The organism is Bradyrhizobium mercantei, from assembly GCF_001982635.1.
GTDB classification, from domain to species: Bacteria; Pseudomonadota; Alphaproteobacteria; order Rhizobiales; family Xanthobacteraceae; genus Bradyrhizobium; species Bradyrhizobium mercantei.
The window spans coordinates 527,313-550,893 of record NZ_MKFI01000001.1; the positions used below are offsets into that span (position 1 = coordinate 527,313).

18 protein-coding genes are annotated in these 23,581 nt (G+C 65.0%); 11 read left to right on the top strand and 7 right to left on the bottom strand.

Annotated features, from left to right (window positions below; translation table 11 throughout):
* The 6 genes from BI327_RS02595 to BI327_RS02620 all read left to right on the top strand — a co-directional run bounded on the left by BI327_RS02595 (position 1) and on the right by BI327_RS02620 (position 9,269).
* Entirely contained in the window at positions 1–810 is an 810-nt protein-coding gene (locus BI327_RS02595; RefSeq protein ID WP_076858240.1) for an IclR family transcriptional regulator, read from the top strand.
* A 192-nt stretch (positions 811–1,002) separates the two neighbouring features.
* The gene (locus BI327_RS02600; RefSeq protein ID WP_083741888.1) at positions 1,003–2,184 is read left to right on the top strand and encodes an aminotransferase class V-fold PLP-dependent enzyme; all 1,182 of its coding nucleotides are present in this window, start codon (positions 1,003–1,005) and stop codon (positions 2,182–2,184) included.
* Positions 2,185–2,342: 158 nt separating this feature from the next.
* Positions 2,343–3,641: a dicarboxylate/amino acid:cation symporter gene (locus BI327_RS02605; RefSeq protein WP_076858242.1), complete on the top strand. Its 1,299-nt coding sequence runs from the start codon at positions 2,343–2,345 to the stop codon at positions 3,639–3,641.
* A gap of 401 nt (positions 3,642–4,042) precedes the next feature.
* Positions 4,043–5,851 (top strand): multicopper oxidase family protein, encoded by a 1,809-nt coding sequence (locus tag BI327_RS02610; protein WP_210191169.1) that lies wholly within the window; start codon positions 4,043–4,045, stop codon positions 5,849–5,851.
* The gene (locus BI327_RS02615; protein WP_076858243.1) at positions 5,851–8,025 is read left to right on the top strand and encodes an alkaline phosphatase family protein; all 2,175 of its coding nucleotides are present in this window, start codon (positions 5,851–5,853) and stop codon (positions 8,023–8,025) included. The genes BI327_RS02610 and BI327_RS02615 overlap by 1 nt, the downstream gene beginning before the upstream one ends.
* A 266-nt stretch (positions 8,026–8,291) precedes the next feature.
* Entirely contained in the window at positions 8,292–9,269 is a 978-nt protein-coding gene (locus BI327_RS02620; protein ID WP_159450398.1) for an MBL fold metallo-hydrolase, read from the top strand.
* Positions 9,270–9,296: 27 nt separating this feature from the next.
* Here BI327_RS02620 and BI327_RS02625 read toward each other — a convergent pair whose 3' ends face one another.
* Together BI327_RS02625 and BI327_RS02630 are read right to left on the bottom strand one after the other, a co-directional pair.
* Positions 9,297–10,508: an amidohydrolase family protein gene (locus tag BI327_RS02625; RefSeq protein ID WP_076858245.1), complete on the bottom strand. Its 1,212-nt coding sequence runs from the start codon at positions 10,506–10,508 to the stop codon at positions 9,297–9,299.
* Between the two features lie 124 nt (positions 10,509–10,632).
* Entirely contained in the window at positions 10,633–11,886 is a 1,254-nt protein-coding gene (locus BI327_RS02630) for an RluA family pseudouridine synthase (protein ID WP_076858246.1), read from the bottom strand.
* A 205-nt stretch (positions 11,887–12,091) separates the two neighbouring features.
* Here BI327_RS02630 and BI327_RS02635 point away from each other — a divergent pair, with 205 nt between their 5' ends.
* Positions 12,092–12,973, top strand: coding sequence for an alpha/beta hydrolase (locus BI327_RS02635; protein WP_245334692.1), 882 nt, complete (start codon positions 12,092–12,094; stop codon positions 12,971–12,973).
* Positions 12,974–13,254: 281 nt separating this feature from the next.
* Here BI327_RS02635 and BI327_RS02640 read toward each other — a convergent pair whose 3' ends face one another.
* A complete protein-coding gene (locus BI327_RS02640; RefSeq protein ID WP_076858248.1) occupies positions 13,255–14,589 on the bottom strand; it encodes a replication-associated recombination protein A in 1,335 nt (444 codons plus the stop codon).
* A gap of 9 nt (positions 14,590–14,598) precedes the next feature.
* Positions 14,599–15,957: a DegQ family serine endoprotease gene (locus BI327_RS02645; protein WP_089025359.1), complete on the bottom strand. Its 1,359-nt coding sequence runs from the start codon at positions 15,955–15,957 to the stop codon at positions 14,599–14,601.
* Positions 15,958–16,302: 345 nt separating this feature from the next.
* Between BI327_RS02645 and BI327_RS02650 the strand changes: the two genes are divergently transcribed.
* The gene (locus BI327_RS02650) at positions 16,303–17,901 is read left to right on the top strand and encodes an OprO/OprP family phosphate-selective porin (protein ID WP_076858250.1); all 1,599 of its coding nucleotides are present in this window, start codon (positions 16,303–16,305) and stop codon (positions 17,899–17,901) included.
* A 155-nt stretch (positions 17,902–18,056) separates the two neighbouring features.
* On the opposite strand, the gene BI327_RS02655 is transcribed toward BI327_RS02650, so the two are convergent.
* A complete protein-coding gene (locus BI327_RS02655) occupies positions 18,057–18,434 on the bottom strand; it encodes a winged helix-turn-helix transcriptional regulator (protein ID WP_021081638.1) in 378 nt (125 codons plus the stop codon).
* Between the two features lie 117 nt (positions 18,435–18,551).
* Between BI327_RS02655 and BI327_RS02660 the strand changes: the two genes are divergently transcribed.
* The 3 genes from BI327_RS02660 (at position 18,552) to BI327_RS02670 (ending at position 22,170) form a co-directional block, all read left to right on the top strand.
* Positions 18,552–19,565: a zinc-binding alcohol dehydrogenase family protein gene (locus tag BI327_RS02660; protein ID WP_076858251.1), complete on the top strand. Its 1,014-nt coding sequence runs from the start codon at positions 18,552–18,554 to the stop codon at positions 19,563–19,565.
* 379 nt (positions 19,566–19,944) lie between these two features.
* Positions 19,945–21,024: a phosphotransferase gene (locus BI327_RS02665; RefSeq protein ID WP_076858252.1), complete on the top strand. Its 1,080-nt coding sequence runs from the start codon at positions 19,945–19,947 to the stop codon at positions 21,022–21,024.
* A gap of 18 nt (positions 21,025–21,042) precedes the next feature.
* On the top strand, positions 21,043–22,170 hold the full coding sequence (locus BI327_RS02670) for a hypothetical protein (protein ID WP_076858253.1): 1,128 nt from the start codon (positions 21,043–21,045) through the stop codon (positions 22,168–22,170).
* Positions 22,171–22,377: 207 nt separating this feature from the next.
* Here the strand turns inward: BI327_RS02670 and BI327_RS02675 are convergent, their stop codons facing one another.
* The gene (locus BI327_RS02675) at positions 22,378–22,674 is read right to left on the bottom strand and encodes a DUF1330 domain-containing protein (protein ID WP_076858254.1); all 297 of its coding nucleotides are present in this window, start codon (positions 22,672–22,674) and stop codon (positions 22,378–22,380) included.
* Between the two features lie 6 nt (positions 22,675–22,680).
* A complete protein-coding gene (locus BI327_RS02680; protein WP_076858255.1) occupies positions 22,681–23,475 on the bottom strand; it encodes an SDR family NAD(P)-dependent oxidoreductase in 795 nt (264 codons plus the stop codon).
* Between the last annotated feature and the right edge of the window lie 106 nt (positions 23,476–23,581).

Consider the following 23,581-nt stretch of genomic DNA (forward strand, 5'->3'; position numbering starts at 1 on the left):
GTGGCTCACGAAGCCAGCAATTCCAACGACGGGCCGCTGGATCGGGCGATCGCGATCCTGACCTTCGTTGCCGAACAGAAGAAAGCTTTGTCGGCCGCCGAGATCGCGGCCGCGCTCTCGCTTCCGCTTCCGACCGCGCATCGGCTGATCGGCAATCTCGAAGCGCGAGGCCTTATTCAGAAGGCTCTCGGCACGAAGCGTTATGTCGTCGGAAGCAAGCTGGTGACGCTTGCAGCCAAGACCATCGGCGCGGCGTTTCGCACCGTGCGCCGGCACGCCGTGCTGAGCGCGGTGGCCGATCGGATCGGCGAACAGTGCGAGATCGGCGTCGTCCGCGACAACGTCGTGGTCTATGTCGACAGCGTTCGCTCCAAGCAACAGCAGGCGCTGCAATTCAATCCGGGCGAAGCGGCGCCGCTCCACTGCACGTCGACGGGCAAGATCTATATGAGCCGGCTGCCCGCGAAGGTTCGCCAGCGGCTGGTCAATTCACTGCCCCTCGTCCGCTACACCCCGACCACGATCGCCGACCCCGATGCGTTGCTGGCCCTGCTCGAGGAGACACGGCGGCGAGGCTGGGCCAAGACCAACGAGGAATTCGTGCGCGGTGTCGTGGGGTGCGCCGTGCCGATCGTCTCGCCGGCCGGCGATCTGATCGCATGCCTCGGCGTGTCGGTGCCCGCGGCGCGGGTCGGCTTCGCAGGTCTCGATGCCTTCATCGCCCCATTGCAGGAGGCGGCGACACTGCTGTCTGAAACCATTTTACAGGATCATGAAGAAGATTTCGAAGATTCTCACTTTTCGGAATAAATACTCTCATTTTCTGAATGAAATCTCGATCTAACACCAATCCTGTGTATCCTTGCGGCAGATGATCGAGCTGACCACGATCTAGGCAGTTCTTTCCAAGTCAACTTCAAGTCCACTTCGACGTCACCAGAACTGACCGCCGCCGGGCCGTCCGGCGGGACGCGTTGCCGTGCCCAAGCCACCGGAGTGACCATGCGCCAGCACTACGATGTATCAGCCGTTCGCAAGGCCTTCCCGGCCGCCGAGCACGTGGTCTATCTCGACAGCGGTTTTCAGACGCCGCTCTCCCGGCCGGTGAAGGAGGCCTACGAACGCTTTCTGTGGGAAGGCTTCGAAAACGCCGGCCCGAAGCAGATCTGGCTCAACCGCCTTGAAGAGACCCGCGCGAAAGTCGCTGATTTCCTCGGGGTCGGGCCGCACGAGATCGCCTTCACCAAGAACACCTCCGAGAGCATGAATATCGCGGCCAATGCGCTGCCGCTTCGTGCCGGCGACAAGGTTCTGATGATCCACGGCGATCACCCCAACAACGCCTACGCCTTCCTCAACCTGCGCAAGAAGGGCGTCGAGATCGTCTTCATCCCGATGACCGAAGTGGTCGATGCAGAGAGCTTCCGGCCGCATATCGACGAGCGGACGCGCGCGATCTCGATGTCGCATGTCACCTTTCACGCCGGCCATCGTTTCGACGTCGAGAGTGTCGGCGAACTCTGCGCGCAGCTTTCGCTCTACTTCGTCGTGGACGCGATGCAGGGCATCGGCGTGGTCCCGATCAACGCCAAGGCCATGAAGGCCACATTCATCGGCTCCGGCACGCACAAGGGCCTGCTGGTGCCGCAGGGGCTCGGCCTGCTCTACTGGGATGCGACGCGGACCGAGCTGGAGCCCGCCTACCTCGCGGCGGCAAGCCTTGCCGAACCGCCGCTCGACTTCATCGCGAGACCGGACAACATGGCCCTGCCCGCGACCGCCGGCCGCTTCGAGCTCGGCAATTTCAACCTTCCGGCAATTCAGGCGCTGGGCGCCGCGATCGATCTCATCAACCAGATCGGGATCGAGAAGATCCAGCAACATTGCTTCGAGCTCGGCGATTATTTGATCGAACGCCTCGATCGGCTCGACGTCGGCCTGGTCGGCCCGCGCGAGCGGCAGCACCGCGCGCCGCACATCTATGTCATCGCCCTGCCGGCTGCCGACTGGCTGGACTACTTCACGCAGAACGGCATCCGTGTCTCGCCCGAGCGCGACGGCATCCGCGTGTCGCTCGGCATGTTCAACACCACTGAGGACATTGACCGCCTGATCGAGGCCATCCGCGCCCGCAACGCGCCAGCAATCCAGGCCCGTACGGCGGTCCTGTCCAAGCTCGGTTAGCCGGACCGGCTTTCCGTTCGAACTCTCCTTGTTTGAGCATGATGTTGTCGGAAAACCGGTCTCCACTTTTCCGGATCATGCTCTAGCAGCACTCCGAGACGCCGGAAGGCGCGCCACAGCTCGGATGCCGCAACTCCCCGGTGGCGAAGGATCACGTCATGCAGGCAGGCAGCAGAGTCCAGACTTCGAGCAAGCTCACCACATACATCATGGTGAGCCTGTTTCTCGGCATCGCCGTCGGTTACGCGTGCAACACGCTCGCAAGCCCTGAACAAGCCAAGGCGATCGCGGGCTATTTCGCCATCCTGTCGGACATCTTCCTGCGCATGATCAAGATGATCATCGCGCCACTGGTGTTCGCCACCATCGTGTCAGGGATTTCCAGCCTTGGCGCAAGCGGCGGTGCCGTGGCGCGAATTGCCGTCAAATCGCTGGCCTGGTTCATCACCGCATCGGTGATATCTCTCGCGGTCGGGCTCGTGCTCGCAAACCTGCTGCAGCCGGGGCACGGCCTCGGTCTCGCGCTCCCCGACGCCAATGCCACGGCCAACGTTCAGACCAACAGCCTGAACGTCAAGGATTTCGCCGCCCACGTCTTCCCGATCAGCGTCGTGCAGGCGATGGCCGGAAACGAGGTGCTGCAAATCCTCGTCTTCGCGATGTTCTTCGGCTTTGCGCTGAGCGCGGTCAAAGGCACGCTTGCCCCGGATATCGCACGGTCTATCGATCAGATCGTGCCCGTGATGCTGAAGTTCACCGACTACGTCATGCGCTTTGCGCCGGTTGGCGTGTTCGCGGCCATGGCGGCCGTCATCACTACGCAGGGGCTTGGGGTCCTCGTCACCTATGGCAAGTTCGTCAGCGCCTTCTACTTCGGACTGCTGGTGCTCTGGGTGATCATCATCGGCGCGGGCAGCGTCGTGCTCGGCGGGTCGATCAGGAACCTGCTGCGCCTGCTCCGGCAACCGATGATGATCGCCTTCTCGACATCGAGCAGCGAGGCAGCCTTCCCCAAGATGATCGAGCAGCTGACGAAGTTCGGCGTATCGGAGCGGATCACCGGCTTCGTGCTGCCGCTCGGCTACTCGTTCAATCTCGACGGCTCGATGATGTATCAGACCTTCGCCGCGCTGTTCGTCGCCCAGGCCTTCAACATCGAGATGCCGATCACGACCCAGATCGCGATGCTGCTGCTTCTGATGATCACCAGCAAGGGCATCGCCGGCGTGCCGCGCGCGTCGCTTGTGGTCGCCGCCGCCACTCTCCCCACCTTCGGCCTGCCGGCCGGCGGCCTCGTCCTGCTGATCGGAATCGACGCCTTCCTCGACATGGGACGGACGATGACCAATGTCATCGGCAACGGCGTCGCAACCGCCGTGGTCGCGAAATGGGAGAACGAACTGGGCGAGCCTGCCGAACAGGACGCCAAGTTCCTTCCGAGCGCCGTCGCGGGGTAGCAAGCAATCTGCGAATCGCGTGCCGCGATCGTGTCGGCCGCGAAACAATTCGCTGGAACCAAACGGCCGCGCCCGACTTCACATGACAGGAACAGCGACGCCGAAAAAATTTCTGCCGATTGCCTGCGCGTCTCCGTATCTCCGCAATTGAGTCCGTGAATGCTTCATCCGATTGATCGCTCAACAGGTTTGAACATCGCGCGCAGTTATGCGTCGAAGTGCCGCAAGTTTCTGTCATCTGCGTGTTAAAAACCTGCCAGATTTCGGCAACAACGCGCCGCTAGCCTTCCCATACCAAACAGAAGCATTTGTCGACCATTCGGTCGCAAGACGTGGACTGGCGTCACGCACGGCGCCGGTAGCGCGTTTGCGCGCCGATGGCGACGTATTGGCAGGGCGGCGTGGCACGACGACTTTCGACCGCATGTTGTGTCATCGCCGCAGCTTGCCTCGGGCTTGCCGCGAGTGGCGCGACGGCCTGGCTCGCCGCAGCGGGCGTGCAGGATGCGCCGCGAGCCCAGCAGAACGTTTGTGCGAGGCCCGAGCCCGGAAGCGCGATCGCGGAACCCGGCGAATTGCGCAGCCGCGACGGTGTGCTCGAAACCGATCTCAGCATCCACGATGAGAAACTGTCGGACGGAACGTCGCGCTATTGCTACCTGACGCCCGACGGCAAGCCGTCGCCGACCCTGCGGTTGAAGCCGGGCGATCAGCTCGTCATCCATTTCAAGAACGATCTCGTCGACCTCGACACGGCAACGCCCGCGATCGACAAGCCGCTCGACGGCGCGCCGATCTGCACGACGAGACCGAAAGTCGACGTTTGCGCGAGCGGCGCGATGACGCCGGTCTCGACCAATCTGCATTTCCACGGGCTGACCGTGCCGCCGGTCTGCCACCAGGATGAGGTGCTGAAGACCTCGATCCAGCCCGACGATGCGCCGTTCGACTATCGCCTGCGCATTCCGGACGACGCGCCGCCCGGGCTCTATTGGTATCACCCGCATCTGCACGGCCTGAGCAAGACGCAGGTGCTCGGCGGCGCCTCCGGCGCCATCGTCATCGAGGGGATCGAGCGCGCCGATCCACAGCTTGCCGGCCTGCCCGAGCGCGTGCTGGTGATCCGCGACCAGGATCTCGTCAATCCCGACGCGCCGCCGTCGAGATTCGAGCCGGTCATGACCAAGAGCCAGCTCGACAATGACGGCGACGTCGCCAATTCCGGCACCGGCTTCGGCAAGCCGTCGAAGGATCTCTCCGTCAACTTCGTGCCGGTGCCCTATCCGAACTATCCGCCGGCCAGGCTCACGATGAAGCCGGGCGAGCGCCAGCTCTGGCGCGTGCTGAACGCGTCCGCGATCACCTATCTCAACCTCGCGCTGCTGGTCGGCCGCGCGCCGCAGCAGATCGGCATCGTCGGGCTCGATGGCGTGCCGTTGCAATTCCAGGGCAGCCCGTCGCTGTCAGTGCAATGGGTCAACCATATCGGCCTGCCGCCGGGCTCGCGCGCCGAGTTCATCGTCGAAGGCCCGCCGGCCGGCGCCTCGGCCCTGCTGGTGACACGCGCGGTCGACACCGGACCCGCCGGCGAGAACGACCCCAACCGCGCCCTGCTGGCGATCACGGCTTCGGCCGATGCAAGCGAGCCGCAGGCTGCGCTGCCCGCCCGCGCCGATCCGCTGCCGCGACCTGAACGGCCGTGGGTCGGCAACGTCGCACCGGTGCGCGTCAGGAAACTGTTCTTCTCCGAGCAGCCTGAGAATCCGAACGACCCGAACAGCCCGACCAAGTTCTTCATGACGCTCGACGGCGAGACCCCGAAGCCGTTCGATCCGCACTCGGACATTCCCGACATCACGGTCAGGCAAGGCGACGTCGAGGACTGGATCATCGAGAACCGCTCGATGGAGCTGCATGATTTCCACATCCATCAGCTTCACTTCCAGCTGCTCGACTGGTCCGGCGTCGCCGTCAACGAGCCGTTCCTGCGCGATACCGTCAACGTCCCCTACTACAACGGGCGGATGCTGAAATATCCGAGCGTGCGTCTGCGCATGGATTTCCGCGATCCCAACATCGTCGGCACCTTCGTCTACCACTGCCACGTCCTTGAGCATGAGGACGGCGGCATGATGGGACGGATCAGGGTCGTGCCGCGCGACACCGCAAGTTCCACCAAGCCGCTCAACGAGCAAAAAGGAGAGCTTTAATGCGCGACAGGCACAAGTCACGTTGGCTGCAGGGATGCCGCCTCACTCTCAGCGCACTTGCGCTGGGCCAGTTCACCGCCGGCCCGGTGCTGGCGCAGGACTGGGACCACCACGGCGGACACGAGACCCGGTCGCCGATCAAGCACGTGATCGTCATCATCGGCGAGAACCGCAGCTTCGACCACGTCTTCGCGACCTACGTGCCGCAGCGTTCCGGCGAAAGCGTGTTCAACCTGCTGTCGCAGGGCATCGTCAAGCTCGATCACAACAAGAACGCGATCCCCGGCCCCAACTTCGAGAAGGCGCATCAGCAGGCGGCCATGGATAACGGCCCGAACGATGCGTTCCTGCTGAGCCCGCCGAAGCAGAACTTCCCGAAGGATCAGCTGCCGTCTCCGCTAGTCGGCGGCCCCAAGGTCTCCTACATCCCGAACAAATGCGGCAGCTCGCCGATCACCACCTGCGAGGCGTCGCTTGCACTGGCGCAGCAGTCGGAGTCCGGCCTGCCGTCCGAGTACTACCAGTACCTGCTCTCCGGCGGCACCGGTCAGACCTCGCAGACCCCCGACCAGCGCATCACCAATGTCAGCGCGCTGCCGGCCGGTCCGTTCCAGCTCACCAACAGCGATGCGATGCCCTACGACTCGTATTCGGCGAGCCCGGTGCATCGCTTCTACCAGATGTGGCAGCAGCTGAACTGCAACCACTCGGCGGCCAGCCGCGACAATCCGTCGGGCTGCGGCGGCAATTTGTTCGCCTGGGTCGAAGTGACCGTCGGCGCCGGCGCCAACGGCGCGGCGCTGCCCTCCAACTTCTCCACGGAGTACTCGCCGACCGCCACGACCACGGGTGAGGGTTCGACCGCGCTCGGCTTCTACAACGTGCAGAAGGGCGACGTGCCCTACTTCACCTCGCTCGCGCAGAAATACGCGATGAGCGACAACTTCCACCAGTCGGTCAACGGCGGCACCGGTGCCAACCACATCATGTTCGGTCATGCCGACATGCTCTACTTCAGCGACACCTACGGCAACGCCGCGGTGCCGCCGAACGGCACGCAGGTGTTCGGCGGCACGCCCGACGCCGGCATCGTCCATCAGATCGAGAATCCGAACCCGGCCACGGGCACCAACAACTGGTACACCGAGGACGGCTACGGCGCGGGCGGCAATGGCGGCTTCGCGCCGCCCTACCAGACGAGCCCGGTGTCCGGCGGCGGCTCCTACAGCGACTGCTCGGATGCGACCCAGCCCGGCGTCAAGCCGATCCTGGACTATCTGAAGAACATCCGGATCAATGCGAATTGCGAACCGGGCCACTATTATCTGTTGAACAACTACAATCCCGGTTATTTCGGCAACGGCAAGAACGCCTACACCGACACCAATCCCTCCAACACGCCGTTCACGATCCCGCCGTCGACCCGCAAGAGCATCGGCGACAGCCTGAACGAGCGCAACATCTCCTGGAAGTATTACGGCGACCAGTGGAACAACTACGTCAACGATCCCTACCAGCTCAACTGGGGCGTAGCCGGTCCGACCGCCGACGAGTACTGCAACATCTGCAATCCGTTCCAGTACGACACCTCGATCATGTCGCACCCGGAACAGGTCGCAGCCCATATCAAGGACTCGGTTGATCTGTACTCCGACCTCTCCAAGCACTCGCTGCCGGCGGTCTCCATCGTCAAGCCGAGCGGCTTCACCGACGGGCACCCGTCGTCGTCCAAGCTCAACCTGTTCGAAGGCTTCACGAAGAAGATCATCGACCAGGTCCAGGCCTCGGACTACGCGAAGGACACCGCGATCTTCGTCACCTTCGACGAGGGTGGCGGCTACTTCGACTCGGGCTATGTGCAGCCGCTCGACTATTTCGGCGACGGCACGCGCATTCCGCTGATCGTGGTGTCGCCGTTCGCGCGGCAGGGCCACATCTCGCATGAATATGCCGATCACGTCTCGATCATCAAATTCATCGAGCGGAATTGGCGCCTCGAGCCGATCACCCATCGCAGCCGCGACAACTACCCGAACCCGGTTGCAGCGCCCGGCAATCCCTACGTTCCGGTCAACAGCCCGGCGCTCAGCGACCTGTTCGACTTCTTCGACTTCGACGGCGGCGGCCATCACCACGGTGACGGTAACGACCAGGGCGGCAACTGGAACAACTGACGCCCGCATTTGACGACACATACCAATCCGCCGGCCGGAAAGGCCGGCGGATTTCGTTTGTGCGAACATCAGAACAACGCGGACCGATGATCACAAGGTCTCGATGCGGTGTGGCCGGGCGCTTGTGGTACGGCGCGAACTTCGGCAGTCTGTTCGATCATCGGAACGACACCGGAGCCGATAGCATGCGGCGCTTCTTGCTTCCGACGGCCTTGCTGACCGCCATCTGGCTCTTCCTTCCGCTTCCTGCCCAATCCGCGCCCTGCATGCTCGTGACCTTGACCGGTACGATGAGCGGGCCGGCCCTGATCAACGGTGTCGCCGGCGCCGGCACCCTCGTGCGCTATGGCGACGACAGCAGCGAATGCGGCACGATGAAGCTGCAATTCGACGCGGGCCGCGGCACCATCCTGAGGCTGTCGCAACTGAACGTCGATCCCGATCAGATCGATGCGATCTTCTTCACCCATATGCACTCGGACCACACCGAGGGCTTCGTCGACCTGTTGCTTGCGCGCTGGAACTTCAGCTCCAGCGGAGCCAGGCTCGATGTCGTGTGCAGCAACGATGTGTCGTCACCGCTCGGCTTTACCATGAGCTGCGGCAAGTTTGTGACGCATATCGGTGACGCCTTTGTTCAGTCCGGCGAGATCGCGCAACGGGTCTCGGAGGACAAGCGACGATTGGCCGGCGGACCCGCCGAGCTCGCGCACCTCATCACGTTCGAGCCGAGCGACGCGCCGCAGGTGGTTTGGAGCAAGGGCGACGTCAAGGTGAGCGCGATCCGCTCGACCCACGTCGCCGGCCACGCCTCATACCGCGTCGACACGCCCGCCGGCAGCGTCGTGATCGGCGGCGACGCCAGCAACGACAGCCCCGCGCCACCCCGCCCGACCTCGACATCCGCACAGGTCGAGCGGCTGGCACAGGGCGCCGAGGTGATCGTGCACTCGACCATGCATCCCATCATGGGTCCGGAGCGTGACAGCGGCATGCCGGCTCCGGTTTATCATCGCCAGAGCCTGACGCCCGACCTCGGCGCCATGGCGAAACGCACCGGCGCCAAATACCTGATGCTGACTCATCTGGCGCCGCAGGTCGGGGCGACGCATCACGGCCCCTACAAGGTGCCCGGCGGCGCGCTGACCGAAGCGGACTATCGTGCCGCCGCCGAAGCAGGCGGCTTCACCGCCACGACGATCGTCGGCTCCGACCTCGCCACGCTGCGCATTCCGGCCAGGTAGATCGACGCAGCGTCCACCGGCTGGCCGTCACGGCTTCTGATAGATCACGTGACCGGCGCGGATCGTGGTGCTCACTTTCGCAAGATTTGCGACATCGCTCAGCGGATCGCCGTCGAGCACCACGAGATCGGCGTCAAAACCCTGTTCGACCCTACCCTTCTTCGCGGCCTTGAAGAATCGCGCCGGATTGGTCGTCAGCGCGGCCAACACCTGGCGCTCCGACAGCACGCGGTGCATCAGCTGGAGTTCCTGCGTGGTGTCGTATTGCTTGGTGAATCCGACATCGGTGCCGAACAGCACCGTGCCACCGTTGTCCGAGAACTGCTTGAGCTGGTTGACGGTCGCCGCCACCAGACGGTTGGTGACGTTCGGATCTAGCACCACCGTGGTGAACAACGCCAGCGTCGGGATCAGCGCGGTGTTCTGCGCCTTGAAGCGTGCAAGCTGGTCCTCGGTATAGGCGCGCTCGCTGGGCGTGGTGTGCGCGAGCACGTCGACATCGGATGCGATCACCGTCTCGACGCCGACCTTGTTCTGCGGGTGTGCGAACACCGGCCTGCCCTGCGCATGCGCCACGTCGACCGCGGCCTTGGCGATCGCCGGGTCCATGTTGACGACGGGCTTGTCGCCCATGAACGCGCCCGTGAACAGCTTGATGCCGTCCTCGCCCATCGCGAGCCAGTCGCGGGCCCACTTCGCCGCCTCCTCAGGTGTCGCGGCTTCGGGAAGCTGAATTTCGGGCGGCAGGTAGACAGGATGCCCGCCCTTGGGAAACACATTGCCGGCGAGCAGGATGTTGGGACCGGCGACCTCACCCGCGGCGATGCGCTTGCGCAGCGCCAGCGTGTTGTTCGGATCGGAGCCGAGGTCCCACACCGTGGTGAAGCCCCAGCTCGTCAGCATCTCCTGCATATGCTGGGTCAGCGCCTCGGCCGGCGCGGCACCGGCGTTCTGCCAGGATTTCTGCGTGAAATGCACGTGGCTGTTCCAGAACCCGGCAACGATGGTCTTGCCGCTGCAATCGATCGTCCGCGCATCGGAGGGCACCGTGACGTCGCCGGACTTGCCGACCGCGCTGATGACGCCATCCGTCATCACGATCACGGCATCCGGCAGCGCGGCCGCATCGACCGATGCGTAGAGCGTGCCGCCCCGGAGCACCACGGTCTCGGCATGTGCCGCCGAGGCAAAAGCCGAGCCAATGAGGAAGAGCGCGACGCGTAACCAGGTGCCGGTCATGGACAGCCTCTTTGCTGATTGCATGCCGGCAACGACCGGCGCGCGGCAACATAGCGGCTGTGCGCGGCGCGGTTTGATCGTTCTTGCTGTCCGCGGTGGATATTGGGAAGCGGCGCCCGCCCCGTCACTCCTCGGGCGCGTTCTCGATCGGGTCGAAGCGATCGGCCTCGAGCCCGAGCAGATTCCAGGATTGCAGCATGTGCGGCGGCAGCGGCGCGGTGGCATCGATCACGCCGCCGCGCGGGTGCGGAATCACGATGCGGCGGGCGAGGAGATGCAGCCGGTTCTGCAGGCCGCCCGGGAGCTGCCAGTTTTCCTTGTTGAAATATTTGGGATCACCGACGATCGCGTGATCGATATGCGCCATGTGGGCGCGCAATTGATGGGTACGGCCGGTCACCGGCTTGAGCGAGACCCAGGCGAGCTTGGTCGCGGAGGTCTCGACCACGGCGTAATAGGTCACGGCGTGGCTCGCGCCCTCGTCGCCATGCTCCGCGATCCGCATGATGCTGTCCTCCTCGCTCTCCTCCTTGGCGAGATAGGTCGAGATCCGGCCCTGCTTCGGCTTCGGCACGCCGGCGACCAGCGCCCAATAGATCTTGCGCGCGGAGCGATGGCGGAATGCGCCGGTGAGATGCGTGGCGGCAAAGCGGGTCTTGGCGACCAGCAGGCAGCCCGAGGTCTCGCGATCGAGCCGGTGCACCAGCCGCGGCTTCTGCCCCTTGGCGTCGCGCATCACCTCGAGCATCTGGTCGACATGGCGCGTCATGCCGGAGCCGCCCTGCACCGCGAGGCCGGCCGGCTTGTTCAGCACCAGCACGTCGTCGTCCTCGTACAGCGTCATGTCCTTCAGCGCCTGCAGCGTCTTCGCCTCGGCTTCCGAGAGCGTGCCTGACGTCTTCGGCGTGTCGAGCCGCAGCGGCGGAATCCGCACGCTCTGGCCCTCCTCCAGCCGGTCCTTGGAATCGGCGCGCTTGCCGTTGACCCTGAGCTCGCCCTTCCGGACGATGCGCTGGATATGGGAGAACGACAGGCCCGGAAACCGTGCCTCGAGGAAGCGGTCGACGCGCATGCCGTTCTCGTCTGACGTGACGACGACGGTCTGCACCTTGGTCGGCAATGGCTGCTCGGCCGCCTGTTTCGCAGCGGCAGGCTCCGCGCGCTCCTGGCGGTCGCGGCGCGGCTCGGCAAAGCGCGGCGGCTTTCCGGGCGCACGGTGCGCGAACGGACGGTCGCCACTCTTTCGGTCGTCCGGCTTGCGGCTGCGTTGCGTCGCTCCGCCCTTGCCGCGTTCCTTGCCACGATCACCGGCGCGGTCCCGGTCACGGCCTTTGGCGCGATCGCCCGGCGATGTGGTTCTCTTGATGCGGCGGCTCATAGTGGTGTTTCGGCTCCAGACCTGCATTGTGCCTAGCGCAAATGCCGCGAATCGTCACGGCGAAATCGGTGTGAATCCGGCGCAACATCGGCCATGTTCGGCCGCGCGCGGCAAGCGATGGGGAGCCCCTGGAATGAGACTGGCGATATCGGCTTTGGCGGCGGCCCTCATGTTCACAGGCCCCGCGCTGGCCCAGGAGAGCCCGATGCCGCAAGACCCCATGCCGGAAGATCTGGCCTGGAAGCTCCTGGAACTCGGCCGCGTCGTCGACCCGCCCAGGACGGCCGCGCTCTACGCACCCTTGCAACAGAAAGAGCCCTATCAGGGCGTCAAGGTCGAGCGCGACGTCAAATACGGCCCGGCCGACCGCCATCTGCTCGACGTCTTCACGCCGGACACCGCAGCCCCGGCACGGCCGGTGCTGATCTACATCCATGGCGGCGGCTTTGTCGCCGGCAACAAGCGCGCGCCGGGCAGCCCGTTCTACGACAACGTCATGCTGTGGGCGACGAAGAGCGGCTTCGTCGGCATCAATGCCACCTACCGCCTGGCGCCGGCGTTTCCGTGGCCGGCCGGCGCAGAGGACATGGGCGCGATCGTGCAATGGGTCGCGGAGAACGTCGCATCCCGCGGCGGCGATCCCAGGCGCATCTTCCTGATGGGCCAGTCGGCCGGCGCGATCCATGTCGCGAGCTATGTCTCGCACGGCGAATTCCACAACGTGAAGGGCGGCGGCCTTGCCGGCGCGATCATGGTGTCGGGCATCTACGATCTGACCGCCTCGCCGGCCGGCGACGCCGAGCTCGCCTATTACGGCTCCGACCCGTCGCGGTATGCCGAACGCTCCTCGCTACAGGGCCTGCTCGCAAGCCCGATCCCGTTCCTGATCACCGCGGCCGAGCTCGATCCGCCGCGCTTCGTCGAGCAGTTCGAGCTGTTGAAGCAGGCCAGTTGCAAGCGGCCCGCCGGCTGCGCGCGCAGCTTCATGCTGCCGCAGCACAGCCACATGTCGGAGGTCTATGCGATCAACACGCCGGACACCCGGCTGACCGACGAGATTTTGGAGTTCGTGAAGAGCGTGAAGTGAGCGCCAGAGCACCATGAAGTTATGGATCACAGCGGGCGCGGCCAAAAATATCGAAAACAACCCCATGCAAAGGAGCCGGCGGCGGCCGGCGTTCGACCAACCAACTTGACACGTCGGGCAACTCAGGGGTATTCTTCTAATATTCCGAAATTGCGCACGCGCCCTTCAGCGGCAAGGCTGCTGCACATGGCATTTGCGGGCTTCTGCAAGCGACGCTTTCACGCCGCAGGCGGGAACGGGCACGCGCGCACTTCGCGGCCGCAGCCTCGTCTCACCTTGCGCTAGCTCCCGCCCCGCTCCTTGCGCAGCCGCTGCCAGTAATCCAGCCGCTTGCGGATCTCGCGCTCGAAGCCGCGGTCGGGCGGATCGTAGAAGGTCTGGCGGCCCAGCGCTTCCGGGAAATAGTCCTGGCCGGAGAACGCGTCGGGCGCGTCGTGATCATACTGATAGCCGGAGCCATAGCCCTCCGACTTCATCAGCTTGGTCGGCGAGTTCAGGATGTGCTTCGGCGGCAGCAGCGAGCCGCCCTGCTTGGCGGTCTGCATCGCGGCGCCGAACGCCGTGTAGACCGCGTTCGATTTCGGCGCGGTGGCGAGATAGACCACCGCTTGCGCGATCGCGAGCTCACCCTCCGGCGAGCCCAGGAAATCATAGGCATCCTTGGCGGCGTTGCAGACCACGAGCGCCTGCGGATCGGCCAGGCCGATATCCTCGACCGCCATGCGCACCACGCGCCGCGCCAGGAACAACGGATCCTCGCCGGCATCGAGCATGCGCGCGAGATAATACAGCGCCGCATCCGGGTCGGAGCCGCGCACCGACTTGTGCAACGCCGAGATCAGGTTGTAATGGCCGTCGGCCGACTTGTCGTAGATCGGCGCGCGGCGTTGCAGGATGGCCTGCAACTGCTCGGCGTTGAACACCTCGCCCTTGCGCGCGGCGCGCCAGACTTCTTCGGCCAATGTCAGCGAGGCGCGGCCGTCGCCGTCGGCCATCCGCACCAGCACGGCGCGCGCTTCCGCATCGAGCGGCAGGGCCTTGCCCTCGATCTTCTCGGCATTGGCAAACAGCTTTTCGATCGCGGCCGTATCGAGCGAGTGAAACACCAGAACCCGGGCGCGCGACAGAAGCGCCGCGTTGAGCTCGAAGGACGGGTTCTCGGTGGTGGCGCCGACCAGCACCACGGTGCCGTCCTCCATCACGGGCAGGAAGGAATCCTGCTGCGCGCGGTTGAACCTGTGCACCTCGTCGACGAACAGCAGCGTGCCCTTGCCGGTCTCGCGGCGGGCGCGCGCCGCATCGAACGCCTTCTTGAGGTCGGCGACGCCGGAGAACACCGCGGAGATCTGCTCGAAATGCAGCTCGGTGGCGTCGGCCAAAAGCCGCGCCACGGTGGTCTTGCCGGTGCCGGGCGGCCCCCAGAACACCAGCGAGCCCAGCGTGCGCGTCTCCAGCATGCGGGTCAGCGCGCCGTCGGGCCCGAGAATGTGATCCTGGCCGACGACGTCGGCCAGCGTGCGCGGGCGCAGCCGGTCCGGCAGCGGGTGTGGCGCGTCCTGCTCCATCCCCGCCGCAGCGAACAGGTTGCTGGCCTCGTGCGGTCGCTTAGCGCTCATCCTTGGGGCTCATCCGCCGAGCGTCACGTTGATCTGCTGGCCCCCGCGCACCAGCGTGATGCGCCAGACCCGCGAGCCCGCCTTCGACGCCTTATCGAGGTCGCTGGTCCGCGCGATCTTCTCGTTGTTGACCGCCAGGATGATGTCGCCCTTCTGGAAGCCGACATTGGCCGCGGTGCCGTCATCGGCGAGCTCGATCACGACGACGCCCTCGGCGCCCGCGTCGAGATGCAGCTCATCGGCCAGCGCCGGCGAGATGTTGGCGACCCTGGCGCCCTGGAACGGCGAGCGCGCGGTCAGCACGATCTCATCGCGGTTGGTGTCGGGCGCGGTCTCCAGCGGCACGGTGAGCTTCACCGGCTTGCCGGCGCGCTGCACCTCGATCTCCGCATTGCCGCCGAGCGGACGGGTCGCGAAGCGGTAGTCGAACGCGTTGGGATCGTCGATCGGCGTGCCGTCGATTCCGACGATCAGGTCGGACAGCTTCAAGCCGGCCTTCGCCGCGGGGCTGTTCGGCGCGACGTTGGCGACCAGCGCGCCGGTCGGCAGCTTCAGCCCGAGCGTCTCGGCGATCTCCGGCGTCACCGCCTGCAAGCGCGCGCCGAGCCATGGCCGCTTCACATTCTTGCCGCCGCTCTTGGCGGAGGCCACCACCACCCGCACCATGTTGGCGGGGATCGCAAAGCCGATGCCCTGCGAGCCGCCGGAGCGCGAGAAGATCGCGGTATTGATGCCGGCGAGCCGGCCGGTCATGTCGACCAGCGCGCCGCCCGAATTGCCGGGATTGATCGCGGCGTCGGTCTGAATGAAGAATTGATAATCCGTGATCCCGACTTGCGTGCGCGCCAGCGCCGAGATGATGCCGTGCGTCACGGTCTGGCCGACGCCGAACGGATTGCCGATCGCGAGCACGACGTCACCGACCTGGAGCTGGTCGGAATTGGCGAAGTCGAGCGTGGCGAACTTCTCCTTGTTGGTATTCTTCAGCCTGAGCACCGCGAGGTCGGTACGGCTGTCCTTCAGCACGATCTCGGCCTCGTATTCGCGCTTGTCGGCGAGCGAGACCTTCACCTGGTCGGCGCCCTCGATCACGTGATTGTTTGTGACCACGAGGCCGGAGCCGTCGACCATCACGCCGGAGCCGAGCGAGCGCTGCATCTGCTCGGGCTGCTGGCCCGGCGCGCCGAAGAAGCGACGGAAGAACGGATCGTCCATGAACGGATTGCGGTTCTGCACCGTCTTGGCGGCGTAGACATTGACCACCGCCGGCTGCACCCGCTGCACGATCGGCGCATAGGACAGCTGCAGCTCGGCCTGCGAGGACGGCACCCGGCGGTCCTGGGCCGCGGCCGGGGACAGATTCCCCATGAAAGCCAGTGTGCACAGCGCGGATATGGCAGCGAAGCGGACGGGTCGGAGCATTCTCACCTCTCGTGGAAAACGCCGGAATATAGGCGTGTTCGCCGGGCAATTGAAGGGCGCCGGGCCGGATAACTGCCCCCTGCCGGACCGGTGCAAAACCGGCGGCTGCCGCGTTGAAGCGCGCCGCCAAACTCCTATGATGGCTGTCATCTCACTGCGCCGCTCCGCTTGTTGCCCGCGGACAACAAGCGGAACTGCGATGCCTGGAAGCGCTGTCGTGCGTCAGTCACGTTCAACTCCTAGGACCGTCCAGTGAGTGAGTGGGGACTTCAAACACAACAGGGGTGCACAATGGGTGCGACAAAAGTTGGTGCAATCGCCATAGGGCTGGCAGGGGCGCTCGCGGCCTCGCCGGCCTATTCGCAATCGGCCGGAGGCGGCAGCGATGCGGAGATCGCGCTGCTGAAGCAGCAGCTGAAGATGCTCGAGCAGAAGCTCGATAAACTGCAGAAGCAGACCAACGCCAACACCGCCACCGCGGCCAGCGCGAACGCCAATGCGAAGGCGGCGGATGCCAAAGCCGCGCGCGTCGCAAGCGCCAACGCCGCTATCCCGGTCAAGGGCCCGGTCGCGCCGTCGGGCGTCGTGGTGACGATGCCGAACAACCGGCCGACGATCTGCACCGCGGACGAACAGAACTGCGTCGCGATCACGAGCCGCATCCACTGGGACGTCGGCGGTTACGACTATCGCCCGAACACCGCGAACACCTCGCCGCAGAAGCTCGACAGCGGCGAAAACCTCCGCCGCGCGCGCATCGGCATCGTCGGCAAGTTCTTCGGCGACTGGAATTACTCGCTGATCTACGACTTCGGCGGCTCGTCCGACGGGTTCGGCGGCGCGGCCCCGGGCTCGCTGCCCGGCGGCGGTACCTCCGGCGTCGAGAATGCCTATCTGAGCTACACCGGCTTCAAGCCGTTCGGCGGCAAGATGGCGATCGAAGGCGGCATCATGGACATCCCGTGGACGCTGGACGAGGCGACCAGCTCCAACGACATCCTGTTCATGGAGCGCGCCTCGGTCGGCATCATCGCGCAGAACATCGCGGCCGGCGACTTCCGTTCGGGCGCCGGCACCCGCTGGTGGAACGACCAGTTCTGGATCGGCGGCTATGTCACGGGACCGACCACGGGTTCGATCCACTCCGCGTCCTCGACCGCGCCGGCCGGAACGTCCGAGCAGTATGGCGGCGTGATCCGCGTCGCCGGCAATCCGATCAGCGGCAAGAACTATTCGGTGCATATCGGCGCCGATGCGGAATGGCTGGTGCAGCCGCCGCGCAACCAGCTGACGCAGGCGCAGACGCTCACGCTCAGCGACCGGCCCGAGCTGCGCATCGATCCGACCACGCTGATCTCGACCGGCGCGATCGCCAACGTCTCCGGCGCGCAGGTCTACGGCGTCGAGGCGGCGGCGACCTATGGCCCGTTCATCGCGCAGGGCGAATATTACTGGTTCAATGTCGACCGCTCTGCGAATACCGGGCTGCCGCCGTTCGGCGCGCCGAGCCTGAAATTCGACGGCGGTTACGCGCAGGTCGGCTATGTGCTGACCGGCGAGAACCACGCCTACAATCCCGCGACGGCCTCCTATGGCGGGATCAAGCCGCATGATCCGTTCTCGTTCGCCGGCGGCGGCTGGGGCGCCTGGGAAATCGCCGGCCGCGTCAGCACGATGGATCTGAACGATCAGATCGCGCAGGCGGTCGGCGTCGCGGGTGGACGGCAGACCGTCTACACCGCCGCGCTGAACTGGTACGTCAACAACAACGTCCGCTTCATGCTGAACTATTTGCACGGCGACATCGCCAAGCAGGCCTCGGCGACGTCGACTGCCGATGTCGGCTCGAAGTTCGACGCGGTCGCGCTGCGCACGCAGGTTGCGTTCTGACGCGACTTACCTCTCCCCGACGGGGAGAGGTCGAATTGCGAAGCAATTCGGGTGAGGGGTGCCGCTTCCTCGGTGGAGCGTAATCCCTCACCCGGATCGCATCTTGCGATGCGATCTGACCTCTCCCTCCGGGAGAGGTGAAGCGGGAACGCCGATCAGGCCGCGCGCTTCTTCTTCACGACGACCTCGGGCGCCGGCGCGCAGGACAGCCGTTCCTGGTGGCCCTCGCCCCAGGCTTTCAGAATATCGATCACCGGACGCAGGCTCTCGCCGAGTTCGGAGAGCGTGTATTCGACCCGCGGCGGCACTTCGGCATAGACCTTGCGGATCACGAGACCATCATCCTCCAGCGCGCGCAGCTGCTTGGTCAGCATGCGCTGGGTGATGCCGGGCATCCGCCGCCGCAATTCGCCGAAGCGCTGGGTGCCGGCCTGCAAATGATACAGGATCACGCCCTTCCATTTGCCGTCGATCAGATCGAGCGCGGCCTCGACCGCGCAGCCCGGCCGGCGCGCGAAATTCTTCCGTTTCATCTGATATTTCCCAATAGTATACAAACGGGGACTAGTTCCCTGATTTTACAGTACTTGCCAAATAGACGCCAGCGCGACAGTTAGACGGCAGGCAATCGCCCACCACGGAGACCAGCCATGAAGGCCGTCGGATACCAAAAGTCGCTGCCGATCGAGGCGGCGGATTCGCTCGTCGATTTCGAGATCGCCAAGCCCGAACCGAAAGGGCGCGACATCCGCGTCGCGGTGAAGGCCATCTCGGCCAACCCGGTCGACTACAAGGTGCGCAAGCGCGCGGCGCCGACCGACGGCGGCTACAAAATCCTCGGCTTTGACGCGGCCGGCGTGGTCGACGCCGTCGGGCCCGACGTCTCGCTGTTCAAGCCCGGCGATGAAGTGTTCTACGCGGGCTCGATCCTGCGCCAGGGCACCAATTCGGAATTTCATCTGGTCGACGAGCGCATCGTCGGCAACAAGCCCACCTCGCTGTCCTTCGCGCAGGCCGCCGCCCTGCCTTTGACCTCGATCACGGCGTGGGAGCTCTTGTTCGACCGGCTGGGCGCGGTGCCGGGCAAGGCTCTCGACCCCCGCACGCTCCTGATCACCGGCGGCGCCGGCGGCGTCGGTTCGATCCTGATCCAGCTTGCGCGCCGCCTCACCGGCCTGACCGTGGTTGCGACCGCGACGCGGCCGGAGTCGCAGAAGTGGTGCCGCGACCTCGGCGCGCATGCGGTGATCGATCACTCGCAGCCGATGAAGGAGCAGATCGAGAAGCTGAAGCTGCCGCCGGTCGGCCTCGTCGCCAGCCTCACCTTCACCGACCAGCACTACAAGTCGATCGCCGACTTCATCGCGCCGCAGGGCAGATTCGGCCTGATCGACGATCCGCCGGAGTTCAACATCGTCGCGTTCAAGGGCAAGGCCGTGTCGATCCACTGGGAGTCGATGTTCACGCGCTCGTCGTTCCAGACATCAGACATGATCGCGCAGCATTATCTGCTCAACGATGTCGCCGACCTGATCGACAAGGGCGTGCTGCGTACCACGCTCGACCAGACCTTCGGCACCATCAATGCCGCGAATCTCAAGCGCGCCCACGCGCTGCTGGAAAGCGGCAAGTCGCGCGGCAAGATCGTGCTGGAGGGCTGGTAAGTCCACGGCGGTACGGGGATTAGGCCACGGCTTTGCCTCCGTCGTCATTGCGAGGAGCGATAGCGACGAAGCAATCCATCCAACCGCGTCTGAGGGCAGATGGATTGCTTCGCTTCGCTCGCAATGACGGGTCGTAGTGACGCTGGATTCCCTTACCATCACAGAATCCGGGAAAAACGGCTGCAACGCGGTAGGAGCAGCCGACCCACCCTACGCACCTTCCGAGATATCCCCACAGGCCGTCCGGTGGCTTTTGCCAAAGCCACGATCGCCTGTATGATTTGCGCAACGATCACCCCGTCTTCAATCCGGCCGTGCAAGACACGGCCGGAGCGGTGGTGACGCCCCAAGGGTAGGCAAAGGGGATGGGAGGACGCCGATGAGTTTGCTCACGGCCGATCCGTCGCGGATCGATCCGGAGTGGATGACGCGAGCGCTGCGCGAAGCCGGTGTGATCGATCAGGTCAGGGTCGTTGATCTCACGTGCAAGCCCGTCGGCAACGGCCTCGTCGGCGACAGCTACCGCTTTCGTCTGAGCTATGATGGCGACGAGCCGAGCGCGCCCTTAAGCGTCGTCGGCAAGTTCCCGGCCGCAGATCCCGACAGCCGCCATTCCGGTTCCGCGCACACGCTTTATGTCCGCGAGGTCGCGTTCTATCGCGAGCTGGCGGCGACCGTCGCCATTCACACCCCGCGCCCGATCCTCGCTGAAATCGATCCGGCGACCGACGACTTCACATTGATCCTGGAAGACCTGGCGCCGGCACGCCAAGGCGACCAGCTCGCCGGATGCGCGATCGCGGACTGCCTGACGGCGATGACCGAGGCCGCCGCGTTGCATGCGCCGCGATGGAACGATCCGGCGCTCGACGCGGTGCATTGCTTCGTGGTGGCTGCCAGCCGGCGCAGAGACCTTCGCGCGGTGCTGCCCGCCATCATAGGTCGCTACAAGGAGCGATATCACGGTGTGATCGAGCCGGAATTTCTTGACCTGATCGACCGCCTTCCGGACGCGATATTGCGCTACCAGTCCGATCGATCGACGCCGCGAACGTTGCAGCATGCGGACTTCCGGCTCGACAACATGCTGTTCGAAGTCCGCGGCAACAGCCGTCCGATGGCGACACTGGACTGGCAGACGCTGACGGTCGGGCCTGGGATCGTCGACGTCGCCTATTTCCTGTCGGCCGGCATCGACCCAATCGAGCGGCGATTACATGAAATTGACCTGGTGCGATTCTATCATTCCGAGCTGATCCGCCGCGGCGTGCAGGACTATGGCTGGGACGATTGCTGGCGGGATTACCGGCGCTACACCCTGCACGGCATCATGATGGGCGTGGTCTCCGCGCTCAGCGTCCAGCGCTCCGAGCGCGGCGATGCGCTGTTCCTGAAAATGACCCGTGGCGCCTGCGCGCAAGCCCTGGATCACGACAGTTTCTCATACTGGCAGGACTAACAAACGAGAGGGATCCTCGTGCTCAACAAGCTTGACGACTTCCCCATCCACCAGACGCCGGAGCCGATCGCGGTTCCCTCAACCAGCGACCGCAATGTCTATGACCGGACCTGGTTCAATGGCTACACCGCCGACGGCTCGTATTATTTCGGCATCGGCATTGCGATCTATCCGCACCGCAAGATCCTCGACTGCGCCTTCAGCGTCGTCGAGCGCGGCGGCCGGCAGCATTGCTTCTACGGTTCGCGGCGGGCGCCGATCGAGCGCACCGAGATGCAGGTCGGCCCGTTCAGGCTCGAGGTGCTCGAACCGATGCTGCGGACCCGCGTCGTGCTCGACGACAATGCGACCGGCCTCGCCTGCGACCTGACCTTCTCGGCACGTACAGCCGCGATCCAGGAAGCGCGCCAGACGCTATGGTCGGGCGACCGCCGCGCGATGGACTCGACCCGGTTCGACCAGTTCGGCCGCTGGAACGGGGTCGTGCATCACCCCGACGGCGGGATCAAGGTCGACGATCGCACCTGCTACGGCACCAAGGATCGCTCCTGGGGCGTGCGCAATGTCGGCGAACGCGACGTCGGCGGCGCGCCGATGCCGCCGCCGAGCGTGTTCTTCCTCTGGGCGCCGCTGGTTTGGGACGACCACATCTCGCACACCATCTTCTTCGACGGCACGCAGGGCGAGGCGCTGGTCCGCGAGGGCATCACGGCACCACTCTACCGCAGCGAGGCCGAGATCCCCGGCGTCGTCGATGGCCTCGACCGCCGGATGGCGACTGCGCGGCATCGCGTCAAATACGTGCCGAACACCCGGCTGGCGCAGTCGGCCGAGATCGACCTCGTCGACATCGACGGCCACACCACGACCATCGCGCTCGACCCGATCCTCAAATTCCAGATGAAGGGCCTCGGCTACGGCCATCCGCAATGGGGCCAGGGCATGTGGAAGGGCGAGCTCGAGATCGGCGGCGAGTCGTTCGATCCTGCCACGCTCGACCCGCTGGCCCGCGAGAACGTGCACGTGCAACAGGTGGTACGCGCCCGTCAGGGCGACCGGACCGGGATCGGCGTGCTGGAGCAGATATGCTTCGGCCCTTACCGTCCCGCCGGATTCAGCGAGTTTCTTGATGGCGCCAAAGGGTAGCTTCCTAAAGCGTGATGAGATTGACCTGGATTGGCCGCGGAGGTTCACCTCTCCCTTGGGAGAGGTCGGCGCGTAGCGCCGGGTGAGGGTTTACGGTCCCTCGTTGGAGCTGCGGCCCCTCACCCGATTTGCTTCGCAAATCGACCTCTCCCCGATGGGGAGAGGTCAAGCAGCTCCTGGCCAAGCCGACTCGATTCAAACTCTGCTCTAGAGCTGCGGCACGCCCTCGACGAAGAGCAGCCGGCGCTCCAGCGCGGTCGCGCGCAGCTTCAGCGCTTCGGCGTATTCAGCGGACGCGTACCATTCGCGCAGGCGCGCCATGGTCGGAAACTCGACGATGACGATTGCGTTGGGCGGCGGACCGCCCTCCACCACTTCAACGGCACCGCCGCGCACGATGTAGCGACCGCCATACTGTTCGATGGTTTTCGCCGCCAGCGTTCGATAGGCCTCGAACGCCGCGGGGTCCCGCATCTCGACTTCAGAAATCACGTAGGCCGCCATGCGGCCTCACGCGATCGTGTTGACGATGCCGCCCTCGGCCCGCAGCGCGGCGCCGTTGGTCGCGGAGGCCTGTTTCGAGCAGGCGTAGACGACGAGATTGGCGATCTCCTCGGTGCTGGCAAAGCGCTGCAACAGCGAGGTCGGCCGGTGCTGCTTGACGAAATTGGCGGCCGCCTCCTCGGCCGACTGGCCGTTCTGCCTGGCGAGATCCTTGACGAAGGTCTCGACGCCTTCGGACATCGTCGGTCCGGGCAGCACGGAGTTGACGGTGACGGCGGTGCCCTTGGTCAACTCCGCAAGCCCGCGCGCGATCGCGAGCTGCGCGGTCTTCGTCATGCCGTAGTGGATCATCTCGGTCGGGATGTTGAGGCCGGACTCCGAGGAGATGAAGACGATGCGGCCCCAGTTGCGCTTCAGCATGCCCTGCATGTACCCGCGCGACAGCCGCACGCCCGACATCACGTTGACTTCGTAGAAGCGGCTCCAGTCCTCGTCCGGAATGTCGAAGAACGGCTTCGGCTCGAAGATGCCGGCATTGTTGACGAGGATGTCGACCTCGGGCAGCGCCGCGAGCAGCGCCTTGCAGCCGGCTGCGGTCGAGACGTCGGCGGCAATGCCGCGGACCTTCGCGCCCGGCACCGCCTTGGTAATGGCGGCGACGGCTGCATCGACCTTGGCCTGACCGCGGCCATTGACCACGACCTCGGCGCCGGTCTCAGCGAGCCCTTTTGCAATGGCGTTGCCGATACCTGCGGTCGAGCCGGTCACCAGCGCAGTCTTTCCGGAAAGGTCGATTTTCATTTGAGAGGTCTCCTGTCAGCGGTGTCGGACATATTTGGATGCGCGCACGCCGATGCAACCGGGATTGAGACAGACGTATGCGCAAATTGGCGGCAGTGCAGAGCGG